At 66.1% G+C, this 11,509-nt stretch carries 11 protein-coding genes; 6 read left to right on the forward strand and 5 right to left on the reverse strand.

Annotated features, from left to right (window positions below; all coding sequences use genetic code 11):
• Positions 1-117: 117 nt before the first annotated feature.
• Together ACFSOZ_RS20650 and ACFSOZ_RS20655 are read left to right on the forward strand one after the other, a co-directional pair.
• On the forward strand, positions 118-378 hold the full coding sequence (locus tag ACFSOZ_RS20650; protein WP_379100973.1) for a DUF1344 domain-containing protein: 261 nt from the start codon (positions 118-120) through the stop codon (positions 376-378).
• Between the two features lie 223 nt (positions 379-601).
• Entirely contained in the window at positions 602-787 is a 186-nt protein-coding gene (locus ACFSOZ_RS20655; RefSeq protein WP_095090837.1) for a DUF1059 domain-containing protein, read from the forward strand.
• A 63-nt stretch (positions 788-850) separates the two neighbouring features.
• Here ACFSOZ_RS20655 and ACFSOZ_RS20660 read toward each other — a convergent pair whose 3' ends face one another.
• Genes ACFSOZ_RS20660 through ACFSOZ_RS20670 form a run of 3 tightly spaced genes read right to left on the reverse strand, consistent with a single transcriptional unit; the run spans position 851 to position 3,374 of the window.
• On the reverse strand, positions 851-2,116 hold the full coding sequence (locus tag ACFSOZ_RS20660; RefSeq protein WP_379100976.1) for a CCA tRNA nucleotidyltransferase: 1,266 nt from the start codon (positions 2,114-2,116) through the stop codon (positions 851-853).
• Complete coding sequence (locus tag ACFSOZ_RS20665; RefSeq protein WP_379100978.1) at positions 2,113-2,745, reverse strand: CoA pyrophosphatase; 633 nt, start codon at positions 2,743-2,745, stop codon at positions 2,113-2,115. Before ACFSOZ_RS20665 ends, ACFSOZ_RS20660 begins: the two co-directional genes overlap by 4 nt.
• Positions 2,745-3,374, reverse strand: coding sequence for a DUF1285 domain-containing protein (locus ACFSOZ_RS20670; RefSeq protein ID WP_379101013.1), 630 nt, complete (start codon positions 3,372-3,374; stop codon positions 2,745-2,747). Before ACFSOZ_RS20670 ends, ACFSOZ_RS20665 begins: the two co-directional genes overlap by 1 nt.
• A 142-nt stretch (positions 3,375-3,516) precedes the next feature.
• On the opposite strand from ACFSOZ_RS20670, the gene ACFSOZ_RS20675 reads away from it, so the two are divergent.
• The 4 genes from ACFSOZ_RS20675 to ACFSOZ_RS20690 all read left to right on the forward strand — a co-directional run bounded on the left by ACFSOZ_RS20675 (position 3,517) and on the right by ACFSOZ_RS20690 (position 10,492).
• Entirely contained in the window at positions 3,517-4,521 is a 1,005-nt protein-coding gene (locus ACFSOZ_RS20675) for an AAA family ATPase (RefSeq protein ID WP_379100981.1), read from the forward strand.
• On the forward strand, positions 4,521-5,534 hold the full coding sequence (locus ACFSOZ_RS20680; protein ID WP_379100984.1) for a DUF58 domain-containing protein: 1,014 nt from the start codon (positions 4,521-4,523) through the stop codon (positions 5,532-5,534). The genes ACFSOZ_RS20675 and ACFSOZ_RS20680 overlap by 1 nt, the downstream gene beginning before the upstream one ends.
• Entirely contained in the window at positions 5,531-8,350 is a 2,820-nt protein-coding gene (locus ACFSOZ_RS20685) for a DUF4159 domain-containing protein (RefSeq protein ID WP_379100986.1), read from the forward strand. The genes ACFSOZ_RS20680 and ACFSOZ_RS20685 overlap by 4 nt, the downstream gene beginning before the upstream one ends.
• 63 nt (positions 8,351-8,413) lie before the next feature.
• A complete protein-coding gene (locus tag ACFSOZ_RS20690) occupies positions 8,414-10,492 on the forward strand; it encodes a hypothetical protein (RefSeq protein WP_379100989.1) in 2,079 nt (692 codons plus the stop codon).
• Positions 10,493-10,494: 2 nt separating this feature from the next.
• Here ACFSOZ_RS20690 and clpS read toward each other — a convergent pair whose 3' ends face one another.
• Both clpS and ACFSOZ_RS20700 read right to left on the reverse strand, forming a co-directional pair.
• On the reverse strand, positions 10,495-10,800 hold the full coding sequence (gene clpS / locus ACFSOZ_RS20695; protein WP_111542847.1) for an ATP-dependent Clp protease adapter ClpS: 306 nt from the start codon (positions 10,798-10,800) through the stop codon (positions 10,495-10,497).
• Between the two features lie 124 nt (positions 10,801-10,924).
• Positions 10,925-11,290 carry a hypothetical protein gene (locus tag ACFSOZ_RS20700; protein WP_379100991.1) on the reverse strand — a complete coding sequence of 122 codons (366 nt, stop codon included), beginning with the start codon at positions 11,288-11,290 and terminating at the stop codon, positions 10,925-10,927.
• Positions 11,291-11,509 lie beyond the last annotated feature (219 nt).

Consider the following 11,509-nt stretch of genomic DNA (forward strand, 5'->3'; position numbering starts at 1 on the left):
CCGTCCTGAATTGCGTCAAGACGAAAGCGAACCGCGACCCGACGCGACCGGACGGCCCAAGACGATGCGGGACATCTTCCTCAAAAAGGATGCCCGCCTTCCCAGGAGTACTTCGCAATGCGCAAGATCATTGTTTCGGCTGCTGCCGCTGCCCTTCTCGCCTCCGGTTCGGTGGCATTCGCCGCCGTCAAGCACACCACCGGAACGATCAAGACATTTGACGCGACGGCCATGAGCCTGGTCCTCGATGACGGATCGTCTTTTACGCTTTCCAAGACCTTCAAGGATCCTGGCCTGCAGGTCGGTGAAAAGGTCCGCGTCTCATGGGAGATGAGCGGCAAGAACAAGGTTGCCGAGGCCGTCAAGGTCGCAAAGTGACGGCCTGACTGGCACGGCAGGACGAGACGATGTCTGGTCCTGTTCCGGGGTAGCGTAAGAGGGCGGAGCAGCGCTGCTCCGCCTTTTTGCCGTTGACCGCAACCAATACCACCCCATCTGTGTTATGGTTTTCACCCTGCTCCCGGTCCGAAGATTCAACCTTGGACCATGAGCCAAAAAAGCATCGGAGCCTCAGGCTCCACGGAGGAAAAGGAGAAATCCCATGAAGCAATTTCACTGCGGGTCGCTGGTTCCCGGCTGTGACTGGCACACACGTGCCGACGAGGAGGCCGAGGTCATGCGCCGCGCCGTCGAGCACATGCGCGAGACGCATGGCGAGGCGGTCATCCGCGAGACGATGATCGAGGCGATCCGCTCTCGCATCGAGAAGACCCGCGACGCGGCGTGATACCAGCAACTCCGGGAAAAGTGTTCAGCTGCTTTCCGTCCGGAATTGCGTTTGACAGATACTTTACCCGGCTTTCAAGGCTTCCGCGGCGCGTTCAAGCAACGCGCCGCGATCGGGCGCAAATCCCGCTTCGACCCATTCCGCCTCAAGGTTCTTGAGGATTTCGCCAAGCTTCGGCCCTGGAACTGCCCCGAGCGCGGTCAGATCGGCGCCCTTTAGCGGAAACAGCGGCTTTTCCCATTTCAGGGTGAAGGCAAGCAGGCGCGAAAAACCACCGGCTTCGAGCAGCGCGTCATTGTCCTCGACAGCGCGCACCCGCGCCGCCGCAAGCGACAGCCGCAGGCGGTCGGCAAACCCTTGCCGGTCGCCACGATAGAGCCGCTTCGCCAACTCGCCCTCGGTCGTCTTCGGCTCGACGGCAGTGGCCAGCGCCCAGTGGCGCAGGCGATCCGCTTCGACAGTCGAAAATTTGAGCCGCTCGGCGAGCACCTTCATACGCGCCGCATCCGGCGGCACGATCGCTTCCAGCCTGAGCAGCAGGTCGGGTGCCCAGCCCAGATCCTTCTCGGCCTTGGTCAGCCCATGGATCGCATCGATGCCCCATTTCTCGCTTTCCGGCAGCGCGGCGGTCAAGACGCTGGCCTGCCGCATCCAGAGCAGCGCCCTTGAGGGATCAGGCGCCGACAACAGCTTCTTCAGCTCCGACCAGATGCGCTCGGCCGAAAGCTGGGCCAACCCTTGTTTCAGCCGGGCACAGGCTTTCAGCCCCTCGGCATCCGGCCGGCCGTCGCCATACCAGGCGAAGAAACGGAAGAAGCGCAGGATGCGCAAATAATCCTCGCGGATGCGCGCTTCCGCATCGCCGATGAAACGCAGCCGGCGCGCCTCGATATCGGCGATGCCGCCGACCAGGTCGATGACAGCGCCGTCGGCCCCGGCATAGAGCGCGTTGATGGTGAAGTCGCGACGCTCGGCGTCAAGCTTCCAGTCGCGCCCGAACGACACCTTGGCGCGACGGCCATCGGTCTCGACATCGGCGCGCAAGGTGGTGATCTCATAGGGCTTGCCGCCGGCGACAACGGTGATCGTCCCGTGCTCGATGCCGGTCGGCACCGCCTTGAAGCCTTCCGCCTCGGCGCGGCGGATGGTCTCCTGCGGCAAACACGTGGTGGCGATGTCGATGTCGGCGACCGGCTGGCCCATCAGCGTGTTGCGCACGGCGCCGCCCGCGATACGCGCTTCTTCCCCGCCGTCCGCCAGCGCGGCCAAAAGGCGCTGCAGATGCTTGTCGCCGAGCCAGTTGGCCCTGCCCGCGATCGAGACACTCACGCATAGAGCCTTTCGTAAAGCGTACGGATGATGCCGGCGGTGACGCCCCAGATGCGCCGGTCGCCATAAGGCATGTCGTAGAAGAACCATTCGAGATCGTTCCACATGCGGCTGTCGCGCTTGTGGTTGGCCGGGTCCATCAGGAAATGCAGCGGCACTTCGAAGGCGGCATCGACCTCGTCGGCATTCAGGGCGAGCTGGAAACCGGGCCGCACGATGCCCAGCACCGGCGCGATGCGGTAGCCGCTGCCGGCGACATAATCGGGCATGCGGCCGATGACCTCGATGCGATCCGGGACAAGGCCGATCTCCTCGAAGGTCTCGCGCAGCGCCGCCGCTTCCGGACTGGCATCGGTCGGATCGATGGTGCCGCCGGGAAAAGCCACCTGCCCCGAATGGTCGCGCAGCCTTTCGGCCCGTTTGGTCAAGAGAACCGTCGCCTCGCCCTCATGGTCGACCACCGGGATCAGCACCGCGGCATTGCGAAGCGCCTTCCCCTGGTTGAGGCGCGGATGGCCGGGATTGAAACGATGATCGCCATAGTCGTCGCCAGCATGCGCATCCGGCTGCGCGGCAAAGCGCGCGCGAAAATCCGCTGACGAAAACGGCGCTGGCGGCACCTGGTCCATCACGTGCTCAGCCGCTTCAACTGGTCCGCCGGCATGATCGGAAAGACCGCGCCTTTCGAGCGCACGGCAAACATGGTCTTGCCGCCGATTTCGATCTCCTCGCCATGCCCGACCAGCTCGTACATCACCGGCCGCGCCACCAGCGCCTCCAGCCGGCCGCGCACCAGCACATAGGGCTTCAGGCCGCCGGTCTCGTTCTCGTCGACGAAGCGCAGCGGCCGCTCCGGTCCGGCCTCGACGACGTCGCCGACATTGGTGCGGAAGGTGATGATCTGTGCCTCGCCGCTGCCCGAAACATCCATCTCGACGGCGATGAACGGCGCATCGGCGACGCGGATGCCGACCCGCTCCACTGGCGTCACCAGATAGGTCCTGCCGTCCGCATCCTTGCGCAGCACCGAGGAGAAAAGCTGCACCAGCGGCATGCGCCCGATCGGCGTGCCCAGGTAGAACCAGGTGCCGTCGGCCTTGATCTCCATGTCGAGATCGCCGCAGAAGTCGGGATTCCAGCGCTCGACCGGCGCCGCGCCCTTGCCGGCGCGGGCCGCGCGCGAGATCAGTGCCTCGAGACCGCGCGCCTCGGTGGCGGTCGTAAGGCCTTGTTCGCGATGTTCGGAGTGTTCCGTCATGGTCACGAAATAGTCACTGTTGTTCCGCTTGTCAGCCTAAGACTGTGATTTAAGTTCGAACACAGGCGCCACGCGAGGCCGAATCGCGGCAAGCTGTGCTATGGTGCGGGCCGGTATTTCCAACCACAAGGATCGATGCTGCATGAGCGTGATGGTCAAGGAAAGCCCGATCAGCGAAAAGGACATGGTCGCCGAGGCCGAGAAGGCGCTGGCCGACATCTCCAGGATCCGCGACGGGGTCGGCCGGGTCATCTTCGGCCAGGAAAGTGTCGTCGAGCGCACACTGGTGGCGCTGCTGGCCGGCGGCCATGCGCTGCTGGTCGGCGTACCGGGCCTCGCCAAGACCAAGCTGGTCGAGACGCTCGGCGTCGTGCTCGGCCTCGATTCGCGCCGCATCCAGTTCACGCCCGACCTGATGCCGTCCGATATCCTCGGCTCCGAGGTGATGGAGCAGGACGAATTCGGCAAGCGTTCCTTCCGTTTCATCTCCGGGCCGATCTTCGCCCAGCTTCTGATGGCTGACGAGATCAACCGCGCCTCGCCGCGCACCCAGTCGGCGCTGCTGCAGGCGATGCAGGAATACCACGTCACCATTGCCGGCGCCCGCCACGACCTGCCGGCGCCCTTCCATGTGCTGGCGACGCAGAATCCGCTGGAGCAGGAAGGCACCTATCCGCTGCCCGAGGCCCAGCTCGACCGCTTCCTGATGCAGGTCGACATCCTCTATCCCGAAATCGAGGCGGAGCGCCGCATCCTTCTGGAAACCACCGGCATCGAGGACGCGAAGGCGCAGAACGTGCTGCAGTCGGTTCGGTTGAAGGAAATCCAGACGTTGATCCGCCGCATGCCTGTGCCCGAAAGCGTCGTCGAGGCGATCCTGACGCTGGTGCGCTCGGCACGTCCCGGCCAGGGCAATGCCGAGACCGATAAGCATGTTGCCTGGGGCCCCGGCCCGCGCGCTAGCCAGGCGCTGATGCTATGCACAAGGGCGCGCGCGCTCTACGATGGACGGCTGGCGCCCTCGATCGACGATGTCCGTGCGCTGGCCGAGCCGGTGCTGCAGCACCGCATGGCGCTGACCTTCGCCGCCCGCGCCGAAGGCACCAGCGTTCGCGACGTGGTGGCGAAGCTCGTGAAAGGGATTTGATGGCGCGCATCGGCGAGGTCCAGGCTCCGGCAGCGACGCGCGACGCGCTCGCCCGTGGCCGGTTGCGGGCCTCGCTTGTGCCCGACCTGCTGGTCGAGGCGCGCCGCATCGTCAACACCGTGATCGCCGGCTGGCATGGCCGCCGCAAGCGCGGCATCGGCGAGAATTTCTGGCAGTTCCGGCCCTATGTCGAAGGCGACTCCTCGCGCATCGACTGGCGCCGCTCGGCGCGCGACGACCACACCTACGTGCGCGACCGCGAATGGGAGGCCGCTCATACGGTCTGGCTGTGGGCCGACCCCTCGCCGTCGATGCTCTACAAGTCGACCGGCGCCAGCGTCTCCAAGCAATCGCGCGCGCTGGTGCTGACATTGGCCATGGCCGAGTTGCTGTCGCGCAGCGGCGAGCGCATCGCCTGGCCGGGCCTCACCGATCCGTTCACCGCCCGCAACGGCGCCGAGCGCATCGCCGCCCAGCTCATGCATGCCGGCGAGTTGCCGGCAAAACCCGATTTGTCCGACATCCGCCGCTTCTGCGACATCGTCATCGCCAGCGACTTCCTCGACCCGGTCGAGGAAACGATGGCCTGGCTTGACGTGCTCGCCCGCCACGGCGTGCGCGCCCATCTGATCGAGGTCGCCGATCCGGCCGAGGAAACCTTTCCCTATGCCGGCCGCACCGAGTTCACCGATCCCGAGACCGGCGACAAGCTGACCGCCGGCCGTGCCGAGATGCTTGGCGATGAATACCGCTTGCTCTATACCGCCCGCCGTCACGAACTGGCCGCTTGGTGCAAGCGGCTCGGCTGGAGCTTTACCGTCAACCACACCGATCGGCTGGCTTCCGAGGCGCTGGTGCGCCTGCACATGGCAATGACCGCCGATGGCGGTCATGCCGGGCTGACCTCTGGTCATGCCGGGTTGACCGGTGGCGGTCATGCCGGGCTGACCGCCGGTGGCGGTCATGCCGGGCTGACCGCCGGTGGCGGTCATGCCGGAAAGGCCGTCGCATGAGCTGGCTGCCGCTCTCCTTTGGCGCCCCCATGGTGCTGTGGGGCCTGCTGGCGCTGCCGGTGATCTGGTGGCTGTTGCGGCTGACGCCGCCCAAGCCGCAGATGGAAATCTTCCCGCCGCTGAAGATCCTGGCGCGCGTGCTGAAGCGCGAGGAGACACCGCAGCAAAGTCCGTGGTGGCTGACGCTGCTCAGGCTCCTGATGGCCGCCCTCATCGTCGCAGCACTTGCCGAACCGGTATTCAACCCGCGCGAGAAACTGCCGGCCGAGGGCGCGGCCCTGGCGCTGGTCATCGACAATGACTGGGCAAGTGCCGCCGACTGGAACAAGCGCGTCGCCACCGCCGAACGGCTGATCAACGACGCCGGTTCGAACGGCGTGCCTGTCATCATCGCCTTCACCGCCGAAAAGCCCAATTCGGAAATCGGACCGTTCGATGCCGCCGCCGCCCTTGACCGGCTGCGTGCCGCCAAGCCGCGACCGATCCCGACCGACCGGCCCGCCGTCTATGCCCGCGTCGTCGGCGTGCTGGACAGTTTGCCCGGCGCCAGCGTCGCCGTGCTTGCCGACGGGCTGGCGGCAAAAGGCGACGAGGCGGCCTTCAACACGCTGTTGTCGAAAAATGCCGCCCGCGTCGTCTGGGCCAGTTCCGACCGGTTGTCGCTGACCGGCCTGACCACCGCCGACAATCAGGTCGATGGCTTTGCCTTGACCGCCATCCGCGCGCCGGGCGACCCGGCCCCGGCGCAAGTCACCGCCGGTGCCTTCGACGACAAGGGCCGCCGCATCGCCGATGCGACGCTGACCTTTTCGCCTGGCGAAACCACCGCCACCGGCACCATGGCGGTGCCGTTCGAGCTGCGCAACGATTTTGCTTCGATCGCGCTCGACGGTGAACGCCAGGCCGGCGCCGTGCGCGTCCTCGACGAAAGCTCCAAGCGCCGCCGCGTCGGACTGTTGTCGCAGGCCGAGGCCGACCAGGCGCAGCCGCTATTGTCGCCGCTCTACTACATCAGGCGCGCGCTGCAGCCCTTCGCCGATCTTGTCGAACCCTCCAGCGCCGACCTCGCCGACGCCATCCCGCAGATTCTCGACCAGAAGCCGGCGATGATCATCATGGCCGACATCGGCACAATTCCGGCACAGGTCCGGCAAAGGCTGGTCGACTGGGTCGACAATGGCGGCACGCTGGTGCGTTTTGCGGGTTCGCGGCTGGCCGCCGCCGGCAATGACGACGACCTGCTGCCGGTCCGCCTGCGCACCGGCGAGCGTTCGCTCGGCGGCGCCTTGTCATGGACGTCGCCGCAGCCGGTCACCGAATTCCCCAAGGCCGGCCCGTTCGCCGACCTGGCGCCGCCGACCGAGGTCACCGTCAGCAGGCAGGTGCTGGCCGAACCGACGCCCGACATTGTCGAGCGCACCTGGGCGGCGCTCGCCGATGGCACGCCGCTGGTCACCGGACTGAAGAAAGGCAAGGGCACGCTGGTGCTGTTCCACGTCACGCCCGAGGCGACCTGGTCGAACCTGCCGATCTCGGGCAGCTTCGTCGAGATGCTGCGCCGCATCGTGCAGCTGTCGCGCAACCAGGGTGCGGCGATCGCCAATGCCGAAGCCGCCGCCACCTCGCTGGCGCCCTACCGCATGATCTCAGCCGACGGATCGCTGGTGCCGCCGACACCGGACGCACGGCCGCTGGTGCCGGGTCCCGCGCTGGCGGTGACCTTCGAGAACCCGCCCGGCCTCTACGGCTCCGAGACCGGCGTCTTCGCCCACAATTTGCTCGATGCCGCAAGCACGTTCGCGCCGCTGGCGCGCCCGCAAATCACTGTCCCCGTCACATCGATCCAGTATGCTTTTGATGAATCACGCAACCTGAAGGGCGCGCTGGTCGCGGCCGCTCTGGTGCTGATGCTGCTCGACACGCTGGCGGTGTTCTGGATCGGCGGCCTGTTTACCCGCCGGCCGCGCCGTGCCGGTGCCGTGGCCACCACCGCCGCGGTCCTGATTGTGCTCGGCGCACTTTTTGGCCATGCCGACCTTGCCCGCGCCGACGACGCCAAGCCGGGCGACGAGGTTGCCATCGAGGCCATTTCCAAGACCCGCATCGCCTATGTGCTGACCGGCGTGCCGGGCGACGATTCGATCAGCCGCGCCGGGCTCGAAGGCCTGACCCGCTTCCTGGTCGAGAAGACGGCACTGGAACCGGGCGCGCCGGCCGGCATCGACATCGCGAAGGACGAGCTGTCGTTCTACCCGCTGATCTACTGGCCGATCGATCCGGCCGCACCCATGCCGAGCCAGGCCGCGATCGCCCGCATCGACGCCTATATGCAGCAGGGCGGCACGGTGCTGTTCGACACGCGCGACCAGTTCGCCAACGGCATCGGCGCCGATTCGACCAGCCCGGCGACGGAGCGGCTGCGCGACATCCTCGGCAATCTCAACGTGCCGCCACTGGAACCGGTGCCATCCGACCACGTGCTGACCAAATCCTTCTTCATCCTGCCCGAATTTCCCGGCCGCTTCAGTGGCAGCCCGCTCTGGGTCGAGGCCTCGCTCGACGCCAGCAATGCCGAGAACCGGCCGGTGCGCACCGGCGACGGCGTCTCGCCGATCATGATCACCGCCAATGATTTCGCCGGTGCCTGGGCGGTCGACGAGAATGGCGATCCGTTGCTGCCGACCGTGCCGGCGGACCCGATGCAGCGCATCTACGCGCTACGCGCCGGCGTCAACATCATGATGTACATGCTGACCGGCAACTACAAATCCGACCAGGTGCACGTGCCCATACTGCTCGAACGGCTGGGGCAGTAGGATGACGTTCCTCGTTGCGCTCCCTATGCGGATCGACCCTCCCCACACAGGCGAGGGTAAGGCATGAACTGGTCGATCTCGCTCGAACCGCTGATCTCCTGGCCATTGCTGGCCGTGGTGCTGGTGCCGCTGGCGCTGCTGGCGCTCGTCGGCCTGTGGTTTCGCCAGCGTGGCGCCATCTTCCGCTTCGTAGCCCTGCTCGCGCTCGCCGCCGCCCTGTTCAACCCGGTGTTCCTCAACGAGGAGCGCGAGCCGCTGAAAAGCGTTGTCGCCCTCATCGTCGACCGCAGCCAGAGCCAGGATATCGGCGACCGCACCAAACAGACCGACGAGGCGCTGGCCGGGCTGCAGCAGCGTCTTGGCCGCTTCAAGCAGTTCGACGTGCGTGTTGTCGAGGCCGGCAAATCGCAAGCCGCCGAGGAGCGCACCGAGACACGGCTGTTCGGCGCGCTCGAAGGCGCCTTCCGCGACGTGCCGCCGTCACGCATTGGCGGCGCCATCATGATCACCGATGGCGAGGTGCATGATGCGCCCGCGGGCGCACCCGATTTCAACGCCCCGCTGCATGCCCTGATCACCGGCAACGACCACGAAAAGGACCGCCGCATCCGCTTCGAGAACGCGCCGCGCTTCGGCCTTGTCGGCAAGCCGCTCGACATGACCTACCGCGTCATCTCAACCGAAAACGAAACCAGCCCGGTCGACGTGCGCGTCTCGGTCAATGGCGAGCAGGTCGCGGTTGAGCATGCCACCGTCGGCCAGGCCATGCCGCTGCAGGTGACCATTCCGGGCGCCGGCCGCAACATCGTCGAGCTCGCCATCGACCGCCAACCGGGCGAACTGACCGACACCAACAACCGCGCCATCGCGCTGATCGACGGCATTCGCGAAAACCTGCGCGTCCTCCTCGTCTCTGGCGAACCGCATGCCGGTGAGCGCACCTGGCGCAATCTGTTGAAATCCGACGCCTCGGTCGACCTCGTCCATTTCACCATTCTGCGGCCGCCGGAAAAGCAGGACGGCACGCCGATCAACGAATTGTCGCTGATCGCCTTCCCGACCCGCGAGCTGTTCGTCGAGAAGATCAAGGATTTCGACCTCATCATCTTTGACCGCTACCAGCACCGCGACGTGCTGCCGATCCTCTATTACGACTACATCTCCGAATATGTCGAAAAGGGCGGCGCCCTGCTGATCGCGGCCGGCCCCGAATATGCCGGCGAAAGCTCGATCGCGCGCACGCCGCTGATGTCGGCCTTGCCGGCAATGCCGACCGGCGAGGTGGTCGACAAGGCCTTTTATCCGCGCCTCACCGATCTCGGCCAGCGCCACCCGGTGACGCGCGGGCTCGATGGTTCGGCCACCGAGCCCCCGCACTGGAGCCGCTGGTTCCGCACCATCGGCGTGCAGAATCCCGAAGGCGAGATCGTGATGAAGGGCGCCGACAACCGGCCGCTGCTGCTGCTCGACCGCAAGGGAGAAGGCCGCGTCGGCATGCTTCTGTCCGACCAGGGCTGGCTGTGGGCGCGCGGCTTCGAGGGCGGCGGCCCGCATGTCCAGCTCTACCGGCGCATCGCCCACTGGCTGATGAAGGAGCCTGAACTCGAGGAAGAGCGGCTGACCGCCGACGGCCGCGGCATGGTGCTGGAAATCCGCCGCCAGACGATGGCCGATGATCCAGGCCCTGCCCAGATCATCACCCCCTCCGGCAAGACACTGACCGTCAAGCTCGAGAAATCCGAACCCGGCGTCTTCCTCGGCAGCGCCGAGACCAGCGAGATCGGCCTCTACCAGGTGGCCAATGGCGATCTCACCGCGCTCGCCCATGTCGGGCCGGTCAACGCGCCTGAATTCGCCGACGTCATTTCCACCGAAAACCGGCTGAAGGCGCCGGCGGAAGCCACCGGCGGCAGCGTGCGGCGGCTGGCGTCGTCCTCGGCCCTTGGCAGCGACGTGACGCTGCCTTCGATCGTGCCGGTGCGCTCGGCCGGTGATGCATCCGGCAGCGACTGGATCGGCCTGCGCACGACGGACGACAGCGTACTCAAGGCCGTCTCGCGCGTGCCACTGTTCGGCGGCTTCCTCGGCCTCGGTCTGCTGCTTCTGGCAATGGGTTCGATGTGGTACCGCGAGGGGCGGTAGGACTACTCTTCCGGCTCGGTCGTGAACAGCAGCGGATAGCCCTTGGCCTTGCCGGCATCGGTGGCCCGCGTCGCCTTGGTCTCGGCCACATCCTTGGTGAAGACGGCAACGACGCAGACGCCACGCCGATGCGCCGTGATCATCACCCGGTGTGCCTGGTCCTCGCTCAGCTTGAACTCGCCCTTCAGCACCGTCACCACGAATTCTCGCGGCGTGAAATCGTCATTGATCAGGATGACCTTGTAGAGCTTTGGCCGCTCGGTCTGCGGCTTGACCTGGGTACGCGGTTTTGTGGTGATTTCAGGCATCGGAACCGACGATTTGCGCAAGCGACCATGCTCGCATTCTGGCACCAGCGAAAGCGGCCGTCTATTTTGATTGGCGCGCAAAAACCCGCCACTCACAACTATGTGGGAAAGTGTCGGTTGCCGTTCAACGGTCCTGACGGCCGAACATGCGGCGGCCCGGAATCTGCCGCGCGGCTGTGACGGACGGGATATCGGACCGAAGACGGTTTCCGCCCGCATCCGCCCGGCGTTCCAGCCATGCCGCGATCGGCCAAGCGGCCACGCAGATCAGCGTTGTGCCGGTGAGCACGATCAGCAGCCAGGTCTGTGCCGGCGTGATGTAGTCCCAGTTGGTGGAAATCGCCGGCGCGAACAGCGAAGGCTCGGTGCGTCCGCTGGCCGGATCCGGCACCGGGCTGGCAGTGAACAGGATCACCACCCTGGCGGCGCCCGTGGCAACCAGGCCGCCGAACACAATCGAACGCAGAATGGACGAAAGCCGCTTCTTCATGCGGACTGCCCTACACGGCCGGCATTGCAAACGGGTTAAAGTCGGTCAAGGCGGAAGGTGCCGGCGCCGGGCTTCAGCCATACATTTGTGGGGCCTATCCGTCCGCTTCATCGCCGATATTTGGGCTTTCAACGGTTCGGACAGGAAGAAGGCCGCTCCAGCCGAAATCAGCTGGAGCGGCCTTGTCATTAGGCAGGCATGTTATGCCGGACCTGGATC

This window comes from Mesorhizobium newzealandense (assembly GCF_042682145.1).
GTDB classification, from domain to species: domain Bacteria; phylum Pseudomonadota; class Alphaproteobacteria; order Rhizobiales; family Rhizobiaceae; genus Mesorhizobium; species Mesorhizobium newzealandense.

Excerpts from the sequence above, each read along its gene's own strand:
- ACFSOZ_RS20655 (WP_095090837.1), top strand. The coding sequence starts at position 602 with ATGAAGCAATTTCACTGCGGGTCGCTGGTTCCCGGCTGTGACTGGCAC.
- ACFSOZ_RS20685 (WP_379100986.1), top strand. The coding sequence starts at position 5,531 with ATGAGCTGGCTGCCGCTCTCCTTTGGCGCCCCCATGGTGCTGTGGGGC.
- ACFSOZ_RS20650 (WP_379100973.1), top strand. The coding sequence starts at position 118 with ATGCGCAAGATCATTGTTTCGGCTGCTGCCGCTGCCCTTCTCGCCTCC.
- clpS (WP_111542847.1), bottom strand. The coding sequence starts at position 10,800 with ATGCCTGAAATCACCACAAAACCGCGTACCCAGGTCAAGCCGCAGACC.
- ACFSOZ_RS20680 (WP_379100984.1), top strand. The coding sequence starts at position 4,521 with ATGGCGCGCATCGGCGAGGTCCAGGCTCCGGCAGCGACGCGCGACGCG.
- ACFSOZ_RS20670 (WP_379101013.1), bottom strand. The coding sequence starts at position 3,374 with ATGACGGAACACTCCGAACATCGCGAACAAGGCCTTACGACCGCCACC.
- ACFSOZ_RS20700 (WP_379100991.1), bottom strand. The coding sequence starts at position 11,290 with ATGAAGAAGCGGCTTTCGTCCATTCTGCGTTCGATTGTGTTCGGCGGC.
- ACFSOZ_RS20665 (WP_379100978.1), bottom strand. The coding sequence starts at position 2,745 with ATGGACCAGGTGCCGCCAGCGCCGTTTTCGTCAGCGGATTTTCGCGCG.
- ACFSOZ_RS20690 (WP_379100989.1), top strand. The coding sequence starts at position 8,414 with ATGAACTGGTCGATCTCGCTCGAACCGCTGATCTCCTGGCCATTGCTG.
- ACFSOZ_RS20675 (WP_379100981.1), top strand. The coding sequence starts at position 3,517 with ATGAGCGTGATGGTCAAGGAAAGCCCGATCAGCGAAAAGGACATGGTC.